The organism is Bdellovibrio bacteriovorus, from assembly GCF_001592735.1.
GTDB lineage: Bacteria > Bdellovibrionota > Bdellovibrionia > Bdellovibrionales > Bdellovibrionaceae > Bdellovibrio > Bdellovibrio bacteriovorus_D.
This window is the reverse complement of sequence record NZ_LUKE01000005.1, coordinates 103,382-119,873: the sequence shown is the minus strand read 5'-3', so window position 1 is coordinate 119,873 and position 16,492 is coordinate 103,382. Positions and strand designations below refer to the sequence as shown.

The following is a 16,492-nucleotide window of genomic DNA, read 5'->3' as shown; positions in this document are numbered from 1 at the left end:
ACAAAGGATTCAAGAATGTCTCTAACGACAACGAATGGGAAATCTGCGATGAAAAAAAATATGAAAGCTCCAGCGAAGTCTGCAGCTAAAATGCCTAAAGGTGACTTTGCCGTTTGCAAAGAAGCGATGGAAGACCAAGCTACTTTCGACAAATTAGCTAAATGGGGTCGCGAAGAAATCAAAATTGCTGAAACTGAAATGCCTGGTTTGATGGCTCTTCGTAAAGAGTTCGGCAAATCTAAACCTCTTAAAGGTGCAAAAATCGCGGGTTGCTTGCACATGACAATCCAAACGGCGGTGTTGATTGAAACGCTTGTAGAGTTGGGTGCAGAAATCCGTTGGTCTTCTTGCAACATCTTCTCGACTCAAGATCACGCAGCCGTTGCGATCGCAGCAGCAGGTATCCCTGTATTTGCTTGGAAAGGTTTGACGGAGCAAGAGTTCAACTGGTGTATCGAGCAAACTATCGTTGGTTGGGGTAAAGAAGGCTTCAACATGATCCTTGACGATGGTGGCGACCTTACCAACATGATGCATGAGCCGCGCTTTGCTAAAGAGATGAAGAAAATCATCGGTATCTCTGAAGAAACAACAACGGGCGTACACAATCTTGAAGTCATGTTGAAAGCCGGAAAATTGAAAGTTCCAGCAATCAACATCAATGACTCTGTTACTAAATCTAAATTCGACAACCTTTACGGTTGCCGCGAATCACTTGCGGACGGTATCAAACGTGCTACTGACGTTATGATCGCTGGTAAAATCTGCGTGGTTGCTGGTTACGGCGACGTAGGTAAAGGTTCTGCTCACTCATTACGCGGTCTTGGTGCTCGCGTTCTTGTCACTGAAATCGATCCTATCTGTGCTCTTCAAGCAGCAATGGAAGGTTTCGAAGTTGTGACTATGGAAGATGCGGCTCCATTGGGCGATATCTTCGTTACGGCGACTGGTTGCTGCGATATCATCGCGGACAAACATTTCACAAAAATGAAAAACAACGCGATCGTGTGCAACATCGGTCACTTCGATATCGAAATCGACATGGCTTGGTTGAACAAAAATTCAAAAGTTCGCGAAGTAAAACCACAAGTGGACATCCATACGTTGAAAAACGGCAACCAAATCATCATCTTGGCAAAAGGCCGCTTGGTGAATCTAGGTTGTGCTACAGGACATCCATCATTCGTCATGTCTAACAGCTTCACAAACCAAGTATTGGCGCAAATGGAACTTTTCAACAACCGTGATAAGTACCAAGAAATCGCTGTTTACCGTTTGCCTAAGCACTTAGATGAAAAAGTGGCAGCATTGCATTTGGATAAATTGGGAGTGAAATTAACTAAGCTTTCTTCAAAACAAGCTAAGTATCTTCACATGAGCCCGCAAGGTCCATTCAAACCGGATCACTACAGATACTAAACCCGCGAATAAAATAGGGGCTTGGGGAGCCGCAAAACTCTCAGACAGTCCTCGCGTGAAGGGAGCCATCTTTGGCTCCCTTTTTCTTTTTCTAAAGCCCTCTGATTACAAATTAAGTTCTCTCGGACGCTGTGGAACTCGGTTTTGCGGCTCCCCAAGCCCCTATTTTATTCGCTGGAGTATCTGTAGAGTTGCTCGAATGCACTCGAACAGATGAAAAAAATGTTTCAAGAAAGTTACGTCGTGGTGTTTTTTTCGTGGCCTTCGGCGGTCGGGGCGGTATGCTTTTTTTATGGAATTTGAGTTTCGACGTATGAATGGGGCGGATCCAGTTGAGGTTTTGAGTATTGCCGAAAGGGATATCTTGATTCCGACTCTGTTTGATCCGGATTTGCAGCCAGCACCTACGATGCTTTCGGATCGTATTCAGTCTTTGGGTAAAATGCGGGATGAGGATTTTGCCGATGTGGCGGTGGATTCTTCGGGTCATGTTGTGGGCTTTCATCTTATTCGCAAAGATATTTTCTTTGGTCGCGCGGTGGGGAATGTTTCGACTCTTTGGGTGGATCCCGCGCATCGTCGTAAGGGTGTGGCGAAGAATCTGAAATTACGTGCCGAGCGCTGGGGGCGTGAACAAGGATTGTACTGCATTTATACCCACACCTTCGTTCAGAATGAACCTATGGTCGATTTAAACAAAAAACTGGGATTTGAAATCATTAGCTATCGCTTGCAGAAAAAATTATGAAATTGAGAAGTCTTAGGAAATTTGGATGGGTGTGTTAGCACGAGTAAAGAAATAGGGTGATCAGGTGAAGACAAGACCGACCTTAAAAACAGATCGACTTATTCTGCGTCCTTTTGAAATTTCTGATGGTCCTAGAGTCATGAAATTGGCGGGGGATCCGGAAATTGCCGCGACAACTTTGGCGGTGCCTCATCCTTATCTTGAGGGCATGGCAGAGACTTGGATTTCCCGTCATCAGGAAAATTTTGAAAAAGGCACGGGGCTGCAGTTTGCGATTGTTTTAAAATCGACCGACGAACTTATCGGCTGTATCGATTTTTGTGCGATGTCGAAAGCTCACAATAAGGCAGAAATCGGTTACTGGGTGGGGCGGCCTTTTTGGGGACAAGGTTATTGTTCAGAGGCGTGCCAAGCTTTGATTAAATATGGATTTGAAGAATTAAAACTGAATCGCATCGTTGCGCGGCATATGTCCGGCAATCCGGCTTCGGGCAAAGTGATGATAAAATCCGGGATGAAGCAGGAGGGCGTTCTTCGTCAGGATATTTGTAAGAACTCCGTCTATTATGACAGCGTGATTTACGGAATTTTGCATTCCGAATATCAGCCGAAATAAAAAGATCTTTGGTAAAAAAACAAAATATTTCCGTATTTCATTTTTAGTGAATGGTTTTGGTTGCGTCCATGACATTCGCGGTTAAAAATATCGGCATGAAGATAAATAAATTTGTTTTTGTTGTGGGTGTTTTTCTTTTATCAATGAATTTTTCTTGGGCGCAGGCGCAAGAGGCTGAGCAAGAGTCGGCAAAATCGGAGTCCTTATTAGAAGATGCACCGGATGAGCTTGTCCCGACGGGGGCTCAAGCAAAAACGCAAGAGCGTAAATGCCGTCCGGCTATTTTTAATTCCGAAGAAATGTTTTGTCTTCGTCGTGGCGTTGGGTCTTTTTCACCCACCGAAAGAGTCGATAGCTTTATTCATCGTATTAAAATCATTGCCGATGATCGCACGAAGGAATCAGAAGACATTAAGGTTGTTGCTGACGGTGAAAACTACAGCATCGTTTTTGAACAGCAACCATTGATTCGTTTCGGGGTTGAGGATCTTGCAATTCCTCCAGATTCAGAGTTCGAAGATGTCGTGCAAGCCACGGCCGAAAAGATTCGTCAACAAATTGACGTCTATCGCAAGCAACGCAGTCCTCATGATTTATTGTTCGGGGCTTTGTACAGTCTTTTGGCTCTGTCCCTGTTGATTCTGTTTTTGGCCCTGGTGTTTAGATTCTCGCGACGCCTGATTGAAACTATTCACGCCAGCAAAGGCCATTGGGTGACTTCATTAAAGATTAAGTCTTATGAAGTATTAACCGCAGATCGTATTTCGGATTTACTGGCGGGCGCTATTCGTTTAATTCGTCTGGTAATCACTCTCTTTACTCTGTATTTTGCGGTTCCTTTGATTTTGGTATTTTTCCCTTGGACGGAAAATCTAGCACCGAAGGTGGCGGGGTATGTTTTGCATCCCGTCAGTCGGGTGTGGGATGTGTTTGTTGATTACTTACCAAGTCTGTTTTTTCTGGCGGTTATTGGTTACCTGACTCATCTGTCATTGAAGCTGGTGAAATTCTTTTTTAAAGAAGTTGAACAGGGTCATATCCGTTTTGAAGGTTTTCATCGCGATTGGGCAACGCCGACTTACAAATTAGCGCGCACCTTTCTTTTGGTGATTGCCTTGGTCATGGCGTTCCCTTACCTGCCGGGATCTGATTCGCCGGCATTTAAGGGAATTTCGGTGTTTCTGGGGATCTTGCTTTCCTTGGGCTCTTCGTCGGCGATCGGGAATATGGTGGCCGGTGTTGTTTTGACTTATATGCGCCCTTTTGTGATCGGGGATCGCGTCGAGATTGCGGGCACAGTGGGAGACGTCATTGAAAAAACATTGTTAGTCACTCGGGTGCGTACAATTAAGAATGTGGATATCACGATTCCAAATTCTTTGGTTTTAAATAGCCATATCTTAAACTACAGCACGACGGCGCGCGCAGGGTTGATCCTCAATCCTGTCGTGACGGTGGGTTATGAAGTGCCTTGGCGTCAGGTGCATGACCTTTTACGCGAAGCCGCGGAAAAAACGAATATGGTAAAACAAAAGCCCGAACCTTTCGTTTTGCAGACGGGTTTTAATAATTTTGATATAAGTTATGAACTCAATGTATTTACCGACGAGCCTAACAAAGCCCAGCTAGTGTATTCACTTTTAAGACAGAATATCCAAGACGTCTTTAACAAGGCCGGGGTTGAGATTTTATCACCCGAATATCTTAATCTTCGGACTGAATCTAAGAGTGAAGACTGTCAGTCTTCGTGAAGACAAACGGTCTTCAAAATGTATTCTGGGGTGGTTGACTTCGTTTGGTTGTGAGTTAGTCTTTGTTTCGAAGCGCTTCGAAATATTTCTAACTTACTTTAACGAGGTCACAACATGAAATGGATTTTTGGTATTATAACTCTGGCAACAACAGCTTCTAGTTTTGCTTCCCCTTGGCAACCGCCGACGTATGAAACCCAGAAGGTTACTTACAAATTAGAGCGTCGCGAACTGTCCTTTAAAAATGATAAATATGAATTCAAGGTGACGACTATTTGCTCAGGAGAAAGTGAAATGGCAGTTCCTGATCTTAGAAATATGCCACCGGGTACGTTTTGGGAGGCTCCCCGTCCAACAATATGCACTGCCATAGTGGACGGACGAGAGCGCGAATTTTGGATCAGCTTCAATGCGGCGGTGGGAAATGATGGGGTTTATAAGTCGGTCAAGACATATTCCCATTCAATGTGGTTTAGACCCTTGGATAATCAACCTGAAAACATTCCACCGGCAGAACCTAATTGGGCGCGAACACGCGATCTGAATTTGAAAAATCTGATCTTAGAATCTTCCCCTGCTCAAGGTGTTACTTGCATGGGAAGTTCTGGCAAAGAGACAACGCCTGTTTCGTTACTGAATATCGCTCCTGCGGGAACCTATGACAATTGTGTAGTTATTAACCCCGTGGTGTATGCGGCGACGGCCGAGTTTGAGACCCGATAATGAAAAAATGGGCGTCGGTTTTTTTAGCAGCCTTAACATGCTTTCTGGCGGACCCTTCGGGGGCCGTCTCGCGAGTGGGTGGAGGAAAAGTCAGAAGCCAGTTTTCAGGATTTGCTCTGACCATACCTTCAGAATATTTTCGAGTGGAAGCTTCAGGAGAAAATGCCGTTATAGCACGAGGGCCTATGTTCTTTGGCTCAGCGACGGGAAGGATTGAGGCCTTCATCCGCATCAGTGAGTTTTCAACTTATTTTGCAGATGCCCAGGATCTAACGGCGGACCAGCTTGAACAGCGTTTAAGCAAATCCGGTTGGATCCGAGTACACTGGCAAGGCACTTGTGAAAAGGTATTTAAGAACGAATCGGGAGGAGTTCTTTCGTATGTTGTCACCTGGGGGGCTGGTCGCGGTTTTGTGATTAATGCCTCAAAGCTTGAATACAGCGAAAGATCGATAGCAGCCATGCTTGCGTCACTAGAGATTGAGCCGGGGTCTTGCGCATGGAAGTAAGTCTTTCCACGAAAACAATCATCTATCCAGAAATATCCCGATACACTTCGTATCGGGATTTCTTGCGTGATTTTTTTGAATATAAAAAGTCTTTACGGTCAGGATTTTCTTACCGTCAGTTTTCAGGGTTGGTGGGTTTAAAAAGTCCCAATTACCTGCAACTGGTCATTCAAGGAAAGCGCAATATGACCGAGGAAACAGGTCAGAAGGTCGCTAAAGCCTTAAAGCTTTCCAAGGAAGAAGGCCTTCACTTAGAGGCCCTAATCCGTTTGGATAATGCCACCTCCGGTGAAGAAAAAATCAAGGCGCAAAAAAATATCCATGCATCGTTAAAAAAAATGTTATCGCGATACGTGGAAAAAGACGCGCAAGACATTTTAGGCAAATGGTATCATTTATTAGTGCGCGAAATGGTGAATCTAAAGGATTTTGAAGCGTCGGGGGAATACATCTCTGAAAGATTGCAGGGAATTATCACGGCTGAGGAAGCAGAAAAATCTTTTACGTTTCTGCTAAAGGCTGGGTATTTGGAACTTAAAAAAGGCAAATACATCCAAGCCGATCCAATCTTAGATACCGGGATTGATATTTTTAATCACAGCTTTATGCAAGATTATCACGGCCAAACCCTTAAAGCGTGGTCGCAGAATATTGAAAAATTAGGTTATGAGCATCAAGAGCTAGGGGTCTTAAATATTCCGATCAACAAAACAAAACTGCCAGAGCTTCAAGAAAAGATCCGACAGTTTCAAGACGAAATCATTGGGTGGTGTCAAGGTCACACGGACTGTGATGACTTAGTTCAGTTAGGAACTTACTTAATGCATTTTAAAAAATAAACTCGACAGAACCGCTATTGCGGCGGCTCTGTGCGTTTGAGGTGGTTGGATTCACAACCCCCATAACCTGACGGGGAACCGGTCAAGCCGGAGTCATCTTTGACCGAGTACGGATAGATGAAATCACTCATGCCGTCAGATCCTTGGTTGTCTAATTTTAAAGTTTGTAAAACGGTGCCATCTTTAGTTCTGATTTCAAAGGTGGTGGGCCCTGTGATTTCAAAAGTGGCTTTAGGATAAATGGTGACTCGGCCTTCAGAGTCCTTAAATACCAGTTTTGCTTTTTTCATATCATAAGTGGAGTTGACAAAAGGCTCTGTGAAAAAGCATTTAATGACATCGGCGCGAGTAACAACGGAAAAAAATAACATCGGGATTAAAATTAGCATCTTCATAAGTGGACTCCTTAAAGGGTTCCCGAAAGTTTTAGCGCATATTTGCTAAACTCAGAACCGACTTTGAAAGAATACATAAGAAGGGGGAGAGCTCGGGCCCAAACAACCTATTCTTTGAGCTGAAAAGGAATCTTTCCTAAGTTTTTCCCATTCACCATGATCTCTAAAACATGCTCGCCCGGATAGTAGACACGGGTGGTTACCACTTTGAAAGAATGCTTCTTTTGGAAAAGATGTTTTTGTCCCGCAACCAAAGGTTTTGCGGACAGTTTAAAAACTTTCGGCGAGGTTTTGCCGTGGGCCTTACGATGGTGGATGATGTAATCCACCATGACGTTGACGTTGCTGCCGGTGTGAAGCTCAAAGGAAAATACCAAGTGGTTCCCCACGGTGACGGTGTTGTCTTCGATTTTCAAATTTTTTAACTGCACTTTGGTGTCGGTGCCGTAGCCCAGAAGTTTTAAAGCTGCGGGGTCGCCTTTTTTCAGCTGGCCACGCAAGGCATGGCGAACGATCCAGTCAATTTTGGCTTGGTGTTTGGCAGGCGCTTCTTTTTTCCATTTTGTCGCAATTTTAACTGCCAATGCGGGATGATCTTTGGAAATATCATTTAAGTGATTCGCCACGGACTTGCGAACGTAAAGCTCTTCATCGTATTTTAGATTTTCTAACAGTTTGATCGTGGGTGCGGGATCTTTGATAAAATGTTTTAATTGTTCCCCCCAAGGCAGGCGGGGGCGAGACCCTTCTGAAACCCACCGGCGCACGTGGGTGTTTTTATCTTTGGTCCATTTCATCAGCTGCGCCAAAGTTTCTTTTTCGTGATGAATCAGGTAAGGGCGCACCGCCCACTCGGCCGTAAAAACTTGAGTCAGCTGATAAAGCGCGGCTAAAGAAGTCTTGGTGTGCTCTAAGCCGTAAGTTTGAATAAATTCTAAGAAAGGCCAAAGGTCGAAGCCCGATAAAGGCTCTAAACCTTTTTTCGGTTCTAATGTGGCTTTTAAAAGAATCGCCAAGGATTTTTTATAATCCTGAGGCAGGTGCTTTTTTAATTCATCGCGAATCAGGTGCACTCGCGGTTTCATTTCTAAGGCGGAAAGCTTAGCTGATAAGGCCACGAAAGATTTTACGTCAAAATCACTTTCATGCTTTTGAATGTGGCGGGCGATGCGTTCGACCAGGTCTTTATTGATCCAATTTTTAAACGCGGTTTCTTCGGTGGCTTTTTTCTTTTGTGGCATTCGGAGTTACTTTACCAACTACTTTTCAAAATGCATTTTGTCGCAATAATGACGAAGCTCTTGGATGCTTTCGCGGATGTCTTCCAAGGCGCGATGTTTGTTGGCCTTGTGATACACGTATTTAAATTTATTATTGATGATCACTTTCCAAGAAGACACATCCACCATGCGATAGTGCAGGCGCGATGAAAAGTCGGGCATGTACTTATCAATAAACAAACGATCTTGCATGATCGAGTTTCCGGCCAAGACAGGTTTGTCTTTCGGATCAGGGAAAAACTTTTTAACCATATCGCAAAGCTTGGCTTCGACTTGATCAGGCTCCATGCCGTTCGGAACCTTGGCAGTAAGGCCGGATTTCTTATGGTGTTCGGTATTCCAAGCATCCATGGAATCTAGATATTTTTGCGGTTGTTTTACGACCGTTTCAAAGGTTTCCAGCTCTTTAAAATCAAGGTCTGTGACGATGGCGGCGACTTCGATGATGACTTCTTTATTAACATCAAGACCGGTCATCTCCATGTCGAGCCAAAAAAGCTTTTGCATAACGTATCCATTCTAGGGCCCTAGAAAGCCCGGAAAGCTCCATCATGATGGAACTTACCTCAACAGACAAGTCGGATGTAAGGGGATTACTTTTGTTGCTCCATGCCGGAACGCAAAGCTTCCTGCACGGTTTTAATCAGGGCGCGTTCGTCCCAAGGTTTATCAATAAAGGCGTAAACGCCCAGCTTACGAGCCTCTTGGACCATCTCTTTTTGGCCATAGCCGGTGTGGATGATGAAAGGGATCTGAAGTCCGTTTTCACGCATCCATTTTAAAACTTCTAAGCCGGATTTTTTCGGCATTTTTTCGTCAGACAAAACAGCATCAAACTTTTGGTTTTTAAGCATGTCGATGCCTTCAAGGCCGTTAGCCGCTAACTGAATTTCAGAAACGGATTCTTCTAGAAGGGCGGTGAGAACTTCACGCAGTTCGGATTCGTCGTCGATGATAAGGAGTCGACCTTTTGTCATTGTAGAGAGTGCTGAGTTGCTATGCATACACTCTAAGTATGCCAAAAAAAATAAGGACCGTCATCATTCTGCTAGAGTGAGGACGGTCAATTTATCTTGGATTGAAAGTGAATAAACTCAAAAACCTGTTAAGGATTTTTATTTGGATTTCTCTGAGCCCGTGATTTTGTATTCGCCCGCTTTAGTAATGGCGGCCTGAATCTGATCTTGAGAAATCATGACACCTGCTTTAGGGGTGATAACAACTTTGCCGGTAGTGACTTCGCATTTTTCTAAGCCCTTCATGGTGCAGACTTCGGCCTTTACGTTTTTGGCGCAAGATCCGCAGTGCATGCCTTCCACGTTATAAGTCACGGTTTCCGCCAAAGCGGCAGAGCTAAGCAAAAGAGTGATTAAAAGAGAGGCTGTTTTCATGGTCGTCCTTTCCCTTGATGGGTGTTTTAGAAGCCTATACCGGAATTTGGGGTCTTCCAAGTGCTGGAAATGCTTAAAAACGGTGCATTAAGCCCCGTGCTACGTAGATTTTTAAAAAATCTTGTTGTATTGCGGGTTTCTAATAGCTATAAAAGATTCTCCTAATTCGAGGGGTGGTAGTTAAGTTGGTTATAACGTCCGCCTGTCACGCGGAAGGCCGCGGGTTCGAGTCCCGTCCACCCCGCCATTTGTTAAAGAATGGCCGGTCCCCACGAAAAGGAATAATGAAGGAAGCCCGCAAGGCTTCCTTTTTTTATTTGTGGGTTCGATAGGTTCTACGGTTCTATAGTTTCTAAAGCTTCTAACCCCGTTCGGTTTTGGTTTCGCACTCTTTGATAGTACTTCTCCCTAGTCATTTAAGAGTAAAAAATTCCTTTAGCATGGTCTTCATAGAAGATGGAAACATCTATTGATAGGATTCCGCCGCAAAAGGTTTGAATTGGAGAGGATAATGAAATTTCTAACTCTTCTTGTGGGGTGTTTTATGGTGTATGCGAGCAACGAGCTTCCAAATTTCGATAAGATGTGGAACTACCGTAATCCAGCCGAAACTGAAGCGAGGTTTCGCGAAATCCTTCCCGAGGCTGAAAAATCCGGTAACAAAGACTATTACCTCCAGCTTCTCACCCAAATTGCTCGCACTCAGTCTCTTCAAAGTAAATTTGCAAAGGCCCACGCCATATTGGATACAGTAGAAGTAAAAATAGGTCCCGATACGCCCGTCGCAGAAGTGAGGTATTTGTTGGAGCGTGGACGTACGTTCAACTCGAGCAAGAAACCAGACTTGGCTTTGCCGCTATTTTTGAAAGCGGTAGATTTAGGAATCGCAACAAAGCAGGATGGCTACGTAGTCGATGCCTACCATATGGTGGCAATCGCTGAACCGGATATTAAAAAACAGTTGGAATGGAACTTAAAGGCTCTCGAATTTGCGGAAAAATCACAAGATCCGGGTGCTCGATCATGGTTGGGATCTCTTTATAATAATATTGGCTACACCTACATCCAATTGAATGACTATAAAGCGGCTCTTTCTGTTCTTCAGAAGCAAGTCGAGTATTATGACCGATTGCTGCCACAAAACCGCTATGAGCACCAAGTCGCTCGTTGGTTTGTAGCACGCGCCCTTCGTGGATTAGAACGTAACGTTGAGGCTCTCGAGATCCTTCGTAGACTTGAAGCCGAGTTCGCTGCTGATTCTGCCCCAGATGGTTATGTCTTTGAAGAAATCGCGGAAAATCTTTTGGTTCTGAATCATACCCAAGAGGCGAAGAAATACTTTGGCTTTGCTTATGATGAGCTTACCAAGTCGGATGGCCTTATTGATGGAGATGAGGTGCGAACAAAGCGGGTAAAGGAGCTGGGCGGTCGTTAATATTTCTTTTCCGGCCAAACTTTGGGTTTAGTGACCATCTCGTCATTAATTAAGCAGGCTCCTGCCTTTGCCCTTCGGGTTACACTTCGACTTAGCATCCATGCTATGGCGAGAGGCAGCGCTCCGAAACCATTCCCTTTATGACTAACAAAATACGTCGAATCTTAAATTGAGACACTTATTAAATAACTTATTGCTAGCGGCACGGAATGATTATTGCTGAGTGTCTTGTAGTGCAACTACAGCATCATTTCAGAAAGCAAGATTTAATGCGATCCATTCCCACGCGAAATCAAGTGGGTGGTACGTGTACGTATCAAATGGCATTAGCACTTAAAGATGCTTGGAGATTTAGTCACGGCGAAACGGATTTAAAGAGAACCTCTTCAGATAGAAATGTTTTCTTTTATAAAAGGTCGACAGATATCTACAATATGGGACTTGCGATATCTTTACCTCAAGAAATTCCCTTTAAAACGACACTTTGTACTGATGGTATCCTAAACAAGTTTTTCGGGAATAATTCTATGTCATCATTCACGGATGCCCTGCATTGGGCCGCGGAGAGCATCCCAGGCAATACGTCCGAGGCGTTGATGTCAGTCGAAAAATCTTTGGACGACTATAAATTTGATTCGGGAAAAAAAATGGCTATTTTGAATAGTTTTGAAGAGCTTTTTTCATCTGGGAGTCGGACTTCTTCAGCAAAATTTATCAATCAAAAAATTGTGCCGATAATATGCGGATCAGATTCCATTGAGCCTGATGCCTCAATTCAGCTAAACTCCCTTAATCTCGACCAGCCTAAGAATAATGCTACAGTTATTAGAACAGTTGTAAATCAAAGTTTGTGTGCCGAAAATCCTCAACCTGTGGGCTTAGGATTTTGTGCAAACATTTTAAGAACAGGTGAAAATGGATGCGGCCAACATGCGATCGCCATCGTTGGAAAACGGGTGAATAAATCGCAAACCGAATATCTATTAAAGAATTCATGGGGAGAGGACTGGTGTCGTAAGCCAAGTGCAAATCGCAAATTGCAATATGAACAGGATTGTAAAGTATGGGTGCCCGAAGTTATGTTAGCAAATCAAGGTGACAAAATTTCTCTAGATTGGATAAGTAAGAAATCTAGTGAAATCTTGTGTGGCACACTAACAGGAAAACCGTGGGATACGGCTATGTTTTACAAAGTCATGGATGAAAACGGACATAAAGTCTATGTCTATAATTCGTTATACCCCGAGGTAGACTCTGTTTTGAGACCGAAACTCAACACTCTAGTTTGCATGTCTGGCCGCGTGCGGGGTGCGGATTTTGAGATGGATCAAGTGCTTGAAGACTCAGACGCTAATAAAGAAAGATCAACTTCTGGTATCGGCAAACTTTTGAGATTAGCCAACAAGCCGACCAAATAAAGATTTTTCTCTCTAGCTATGAGTGAACAATAACCCTGGTTTTCCAAGGGCCTAAGTGCGCTAAAAAGTTCTATTAAAGACGACCGAGAGGTCGTCTTTTTAGTTTCTGGGGATGTGGATTCGCTTTGATTTCATTCCTTCGTAAACATCTTCCGCAATCAAGACGTAACCCTTGCTTGGCCCTTCATATACCGAAGTTTCAGAAGCGGTATATCGTCAACCACTTTTATTGGATAGTTCGATCAGCGTAAATCCGAACGGAAATCCAGGGTCGATCAATGAACAGGATGCAAACTTTCTCTTGCATGAGCCTCGGGTCACAGGACAAGCGGTGGTAGTCTGCAAAGAGTAGGAGCACAGAAAAATGCGGCACCAATATGGATATCTTAAATCTAGTTATATGGCCGAGGATACCTTTTGACCGTCGTACGGGCGGACAGGGGGGATATCTTTGCTGATCACTAAACAATTCTTCTTGTGCGGCATGAGCTAAGGCAGCAATCAGCGCTGTTGCAAAAAGCAGATTGGGGCAGCCAAAGATATCCAGCAAGCACTTTTGCCGCCGCTCAATCAAGAAATTGGGGACTTTAAAATTGAAGCGCTTTACGAACCCAGCGCCGATCTTTCCGGGGACTTTTTTGACGTTATTGTCTGTGAGGAGTGGATTTACATATATCTTGCGGACGTCACCGGTCACGGCCTTCCAGCGGCACAAATCACCTTCCTAGTAAAAGAGATCTTTAAAACCGCCTTAGTTGAAGAGGTTGATCTTTCCACTTTATTTAATATTGTGCGGACAAAATATATTGCTCACCAGTTAAATTATGATCTCGCTTTGCAGCTAGTGCGTATCAATAAAAAAAATAGGAAGGTTGATTATCTGCGCTCAAACTCTCCCTGTCCGATTTCCATTGTTGGGACGGCGGCGGCGGTAGAACAGGATGTCCCTCCAAGTCCTCCCATTTCGCGTACTTCTTCGGCTTCATCGTCTCACCCCGCCAAAGTGGCTAGTTCTGTTTTTGAGCCAAATACCAAGCTTTACCTCTATTCAGAGGGGGCTTTTGAGTTTTTCGTAGCTAATGGTCGACATTTCGGTGAACGGAAGCTTGTCAGAGCTTTAGAAAATACAAGATTTGACGAGTGGCCTCGGGGGTTATGGGAATCCCTGGTATTAGAAAATATAGAAAAGTCCTTTCCTGATGACCTTACAGTCATAAGAATTTCTAATAAGGACTGACTCAAATCACCTTGCGTGCCCGCTATTTCGTCATTTTTTCCTCTGTCCTTGACCGCAGAGTGCCTTCTAACGACAATTATGTCTTGATACTATGGTGAACATTTGCCAAATGTCTGGGCTGATTGTTAGACTTCTTGGCGTCCCCACATAACTGGGAAGAACTAATTTAGGAGCAAAAGAGTGCGGTTAGATCGAGTCATCAACGAGAACATCGACCAAGATACTCAGTTTTTCGATGAAGTTTTGCCTGAATCAACGGCTGAGCTTTGGATCAATCTGGAAAAAGTTAAGATCATTAACTCTACCGGGATCCTTCGTTGGATGCGTTGGTGCAAAACATTGCCGCCGGGCATTCGAGTATATCTATTGAACGTCCCGAACTCTTTAGCCGTGCAATCCCATCTTATCGATCGTTTTTTTCCACCGTTCATGAAAATTCAGTCCGTTCGTGGATACTTTTTTTGCCCCGATGATTCCGAGGAAGTCTTGGTGCAGATGGAGCGAAACAAAGACTATTTTTATGCTGAAGACATGATATCTAAAAAATCTGAAGTGAGGCTCCCCAAAGTGCCTTGCCCCCATTGCTCAAAAATTATGGAGCCGGATTTTTTAGAAACGCGGGTGTTTGCATTCTTGAAAGTGGATCAATAGGAAACGAATTCAGCATGATCCGAACATTACGGATTGTGTATTAAATGATCGTTGTCAGATTCTTCCACATTCAAATCAAAAATAAATTTTGGTCTCTAATATAAGTGAGGCTCGGCTAGCCCCCATTTTGCATTCCTAAGTTTTAGGGGGCACAAGTGAATCTATCGGCTAACTTTAAAGGTCTATTATTGATATGTCTGATCCTCACTGCTTGTAGTAAAGAGAACTCTCAATCCGTCGCTCAGATCGAGTCGCTTTCTGCGCCCCTCGTCGCAGAAGGTGACAAGGTCGAGATCGATGATGAAGTTTTAGCCGCCCAAGGATTTGACGCCATCGAAATTGAGGGCCGGTCCGCGCAATCTAAGGCGGGAGCTAAGGCTATTCGTAATAAAGTTCTACGTCACGGAACGAGACTGGTTGGCTTAGTTGACACCGAATGCGTGGAAAGATCCGCCGGCCGCCTTTCTCATGAAATTCAAAATGCTTCAGGCGAAAAGAAAAAATTAAGATATCAAGCCTATGCGTTTAAGCTTTCTAAAGATACCGAGCTTGCAGAGCTAAGCCAGGACGCTGAAAGCGATGACTGTATCGTGCAAATCAGCAACGACGCTGATGTTACGATTGCAGCAGTGCCCAATGACCCTATGTACAGTCGTCAGTGGCATATGACGGCGATTGAAGCTTCCACGGGGAACGACACCTTCTTTGGCGCTAACGGAATTAATACGAGTGTTATTGTTGCGATCGTTGATTCGGGTGTGGACTATTCTCATCCAGATCTTGCACAAAATATGTGGAGAAGTTCTAACGGCAGTTACGGTGCCGACTTCATATCTAAAGATGACGACCCAATGGATGATCATGGACACGGTTCGCATGTCGCCGGTATCATCGGTGCTGTGACTAATAATAATGTCGGTGTTGCCGGGGTTATGTCCGCGCAAGTAAAACTGATGGCCGTTAAAGTTCTCAGCAGCAGCGGTTCTGGCGCCACCTCGGGTGTGGTCAATGGTATCAACTATGCCGTTGAAAACGGGGCTAACGTTATCAATCTAAGTTTGGGATCTTCAGGACAGTCCTCAATCATGAAAACCGCGATTTCTAACGCCATCAAAAAAGGTGTCATTGTTGTGGCCGCCGCCGGTAATAACGGCGCACAGCTTTCTGCCACAACATTTCAAAGTCCTGCCTCTTACGCGAGAGAATTTGCGGGATTTATTTCCGTCGGCGCTCTTTCTTCTGCGACGGCTTTGGCAAGCTTTTCAAATTACAGCACCGATTATGTGGAACTCGCGGCTCCAGGGCAGAATATTCTTTCGATATCAACGAACAATCGTTACGTCAACATGAGCGGCACATCCATGGCGTCGCCGGTTGCTGCGGGCGCAGCCGCGATGACTTTTGCATTATTAAAATCCCGGGGCGTGACTCCTACGCCAGAGATTGTTGAGCGTATGATGTTAAATGGCGCACAGAAGGTGTCAGCGCTTTCATCAAGAATCAAAGATGGAAATTCATTAAATTTAAAAGTCTTAGCGCAAGCGATCAATTCCTCTGCGTCAAATCCAACGACACCAACACCTGCGCCTTCTCCTTCGCCCTCACCAAGTCCGACACCTACACCAACTCCTACGCCCACTCCCACTCCGGGGACAGAGTGTGGATCTTTGACCGGGGCGGGTTGCGAAGTGATGAAAGGTATTAACGCGCAAAGAAGAGCTCAAGGTTTGAATAGCTTAAAAGTGCTATCAAATTGCCAGGCCTTAGCGCAATCCCATGCTGAAGACATGGCAAAGAATAATTTCTTTTCTCACACAAGCCCCACGCAAGGATCCTTCAGTCAGCGGGCAACAACCTTCGGGGTGACTGGTGGATCCGCGGGTGAAAATATCGCCTACGGGTACACGACAACTTCCGTTGTCACGGCATGGATGAATTCAAGCGGGCATCGTGCGAATATTCTGAATAGTAAATTTAATTCAACAGGCATCGGTTACGCCCTGGATGGAAAGGGCCGCCCTTATTACGTGCAGTGCTTCTCTAGCAGGGCGGGAAGTTAACCTGCTATTGCAGCTGTGAT

At 44.6% G+C, this 16,492-nt stretch carries 17 protein-coding genes and 1 tRNA gene; 13 read left to right on the top strand and 5 right to left on the bottom strand.

The window, feature by feature from the left end:
- The first annotated feature begins 15 nt into the window (after positions 1-15).
- From ahcY to AZI86_RS16695, 7 genes are all read left to right on the top strand, one after another.
- Positions 16-1,419, top strand: coding sequence for an adenosylhomocysteinase (gene ahcY / locus AZI86_RS16725; protein ID WP_061836438.1), 1,404 nt, complete (start codon positions 16-18; stop codon positions 1,417-1,419).
- 292 nt (positions 1,420-1,711) lie between these two features.
- Positions 1,712-2,167: a GNAT family N-acetyltransferase gene (locus tag AZI86_RS16720; protein ID WP_061836437.1), complete on the top strand. Its 456-nt coding sequence runs from the start codon at positions 1,712-1,714 to the stop codon at positions 2,165-2,167.
- Between the two features lie 64 nt (positions 2,168-2,231).
- On the top strand, positions 2,232-2,783 hold the full coding sequence (locus AZI86_RS16715; RefSeq protein WP_061836436.1) for a GNAT family N-acetyltransferase: 552 nt from the start codon (positions 2,232-2,234) through the stop codon (positions 2,781-2,783).
- Between the two features lie 95 nt (positions 2,784-2,878).
- Entirely contained in the window at positions 2,879-4,534 is a 1,656-nt protein-coding gene (locus tag AZI86_RS16710) for a mechanosensitive ion channel family protein (RefSeq protein WP_157684747.1), read from the top strand.
- 114 nt (positions 4,535-4,648) lie between these two features.
- Positions 4,649-5,257: a hypothetical protein gene (locus AZI86_RS16705; RefSeq protein WP_061836434.1), complete on the top strand. Its 609-nt coding sequence runs from the start codon at positions 4,649-4,651 to the stop codon at positions 5,255-5,257.
- Positions 5,257-5,766 carry a hypothetical protein gene (locus tag AZI86_RS19340; protein WP_061836433.1) on the top strand — a complete coding sequence of 170 codons (510 nt, stop codon included), beginning with the start codon at positions 5,257-5,259 and terminating at the stop codon, positions 5,764-5,766. Before AZI86_RS16705 ends, AZI86_RS19340 begins: the two co-directional genes overlap by 1 nt.
- Positions 5,757-6,605 carry a TIGR02147 family protein gene (locus AZI86_RS16695; RefSeq protein ID WP_061836432.1) on the top strand — a complete coding sequence of 283 codons (849 nt, stop codon included), beginning with the start codon at positions 5,757-5,759 and terminating at the stop codon, positions 6,603-6,605. Before AZI86_RS19340 ends, AZI86_RS16695 begins: the two co-directional genes overlap by 10 nt.
- Positions 6,606-6,619: 14 nt before the next feature.
- On the opposite strand, the gene AZI86_RS16690 is transcribed toward AZI86_RS16695, so the two are convergent.
- The 5 genes from AZI86_RS16690 to AZI86_RS16670 all read right to left on the bottom strand — a co-directional run bounded on the left by AZI86_RS16690 (position 6,620) and on the right by AZI86_RS16670 (position 9,671).
- Entirely contained in the window at positions 6,620-7,000 is a 381-nt protein-coding gene (locus AZI86_RS16690) for a hypothetical protein (protein ID WP_061836431.1), read from the bottom strand.
- Positions 7,001-7,107: 107 nt separating this feature from the next.
- Positions 7,108-8,241 (bottom strand): DNA alkylation repair protein, encoded by a 1,134-nt coding sequence (locus tag AZI86_RS16685; RefSeq protein ID WP_061836430.1) that lies wholly within the window; start codon positions 8,239-8,241, stop codon positions 7,108-7,110.
- Positions 8,242-8,259: 18 nt separating this feature from the next.
- Positions 8,260-8,787, bottom strand: coding sequence for an oligoribonuclease (orn, locus tag AZI86_RS16680; protein ID WP_061836429.1), 528 nt, complete (start codon positions 8,785-8,787; stop codon positions 8,260-8,262).
- Positions 8,788-8,873: 86 nt separating this feature from the next.
- Complete coding sequence (locus tag AZI86_RS16675; protein ID WP_253715998.1) at positions 8,874-9,257, bottom strand: response regulator; 384 nt, start codon at positions 9,255-9,257, stop codon at positions 8,874-8,876.
- A 138-nt stretch (positions 9,258-9,395) separates the two neighbouring features.
- Entirely contained in the window at positions 9,396-9,671 is a 276-nt protein-coding gene (locus tag AZI86_RS16670; protein WP_061836427.1) for a heavy-metal-associated domain-containing protein, read from the bottom strand.
- A 170-nt stretch (positions 9,672-9,841) separates the two neighbouring features.
- Here AZI86_RS16670 and AZI86_RS16665 point away from each other — a divergent pair.
- The 6 genes from AZI86_RS16665 to AZI86_RS16640 all read left to right on the top strand — a co-directional run bounded on the left by AZI86_RS16665 (position 9,842) and on the right by AZI86_RS16640 (position 16,472).
- Positions 9,842-9,918: transfer RNA gene (locus AZI86_RS16665), tRNA-Asp, on the top strand.
- Between the two features lie 264 nt (positions 9,919-10,182).
- Entirely contained in the window at positions 10,183-11,106 is a 924-nt protein-coding gene (locus AZI86_RS16660) for a tetratricopeptide repeat protein (protein WP_061836426.1), read from the top strand.
- Between the two features lie 320 nt (positions 11,107-11,426).
- Complete coding sequence (locus AZI86_RS16655) at positions 11,427-12,524, top strand: hypothetical protein (protein ID WP_216635928.1); 1,098 nt, start codon at positions 11,427-11,429, stop codon at positions 12,522-12,524.
- A 556-nt stretch (positions 12,525-13,080) separates the two neighbouring features.
- Positions 13,081-13,761, top strand: coding sequence for a PP2C family protein-serine/threonine phosphatase (locus tag AZI86_RS16650; RefSeq protein WP_061836424.1), 681 nt, complete (start codon positions 13,081-13,083; stop codon positions 13,759-13,761).
- Positions 13,762-13,941: 180 nt separating this feature from the next.
- The gene (locus AZI86_RS16645) at positions 13,942-14,412 is read left to right on the top strand and encodes a hypothetical protein (RefSeq protein WP_061836423.1); all 471 of its coding nucleotides are present in this window, start codon (positions 13,942-13,944) and stop codon (positions 14,410-14,412) included.
- Positions 14,413-14,567: 155 nt separating this feature from the next.
- Complete coding sequence (locus AZI86_RS16640) at positions 14,568-16,472, top strand: S8 family serine peptidase (RefSeq protein ID WP_061836422.1); 1,905 nt, start codon at positions 14,568-14,570, stop codon at positions 16,470-16,472.
- Positions 16,473-16,492: the final 20 nt, after the last annotated feature.

What these genes read in the sequence shown, in the direction of transcription:
- ahcY (WP_061836438.1), top strand. Translation starts at nt 16, where the DNA reads ATGTCTCTAACGACAACGAATGGGAAATCTGCGATGAAAAAAAATATG.
- AZI86_RS16720 (WP_061836437.1), top strand. Translation starts at nt 1,712, where the DNA reads ATGGAATTTGAGTTTCGACGTATGAATGGGGCGGATCCAGTTGAGGTT.
- AZI86_RS16710 (WP_157684747.1), top strand. Translation starts at nt 2,879, where the DNA reads ATGAAGATAAATAAATTTGTTTTTGTTGTGGGTGTTTTTCTTTTATCA.
- AZI86_RS16705 (WP_061836434.1), top strand. Translation starts at nt 4,649, where the DNA reads ATGAAATGGATTTTTGGTATTATAACTCTGGCAACAACAGCTTCTAGT.
- AZI86_RS19340 (WP_061836433.1), top strand. Translation starts at nt 5,257, where the DNA reads ATGAAAAAATGGGCGTCGGTTTTTTTAGCAGCCTTAACATGCTTTCTG.
- AZI86_RS16695 (WP_061836432.1), top strand. Translation starts at nt 5,757, where the DNA reads ATGGAAGTAAGTCTTTCCACGAAAACAATCATCTATCCAGAAATATCC.
- AZI86_RS16690 (WP_061836431.1), bottom strand. Translation starts at nt 7,000, where the DNA reads ATGAAGATGCTAATTTTAATCCCGATGTTATTTTTTTCCGTTGTTACT.
- AZI86_RS16685 (WP_061836430.1), bottom strand. Translation starts at nt 8,241, where the DNA reads ATGCCACAAAAGAAAAAAGCCACCGAAGAAACCGCGTTTAAAAATTGG.
- orn (WP_061836429.1), bottom strand. Translation starts at nt 8,787, where the DNA reads ATGCAAAAGCTTTTTTGGCTCGACATGGAGATGACCGGTCTTGATGTT.
- AZI86_RS16675 (WP_253715998.1), bottom strand. Translation starts at nt 9,257, where the DNA reads ATGACAAAAGGTCGACTCCTTATCATCGACGACGAATCCGAACTGCGT.
- AZI86_RS16670 (WP_061836427.1), bottom strand. Translation starts at nt 9,671, where the DNA reads ATGAAAACAGCCTCTCTTTTAATCACTCTTTTGCTTAGCTCTGCCGCT.
- AZI86_RS16660 (WP_061836426.1), top strand. Translation starts at nt 10,183, where the DNA reads ATGAAATTTCTAACTCTTCTTGTGGGGTGTTTTATGGTGTATGCGAGC.
- AZI86_RS16655 (WP_216635928.1), top strand. Translation starts at nt 11,427, where the DNA reads ATGGCATTAGCACTTAAAGATGCTTGGAGATTTAGTCACGGCGAAACG.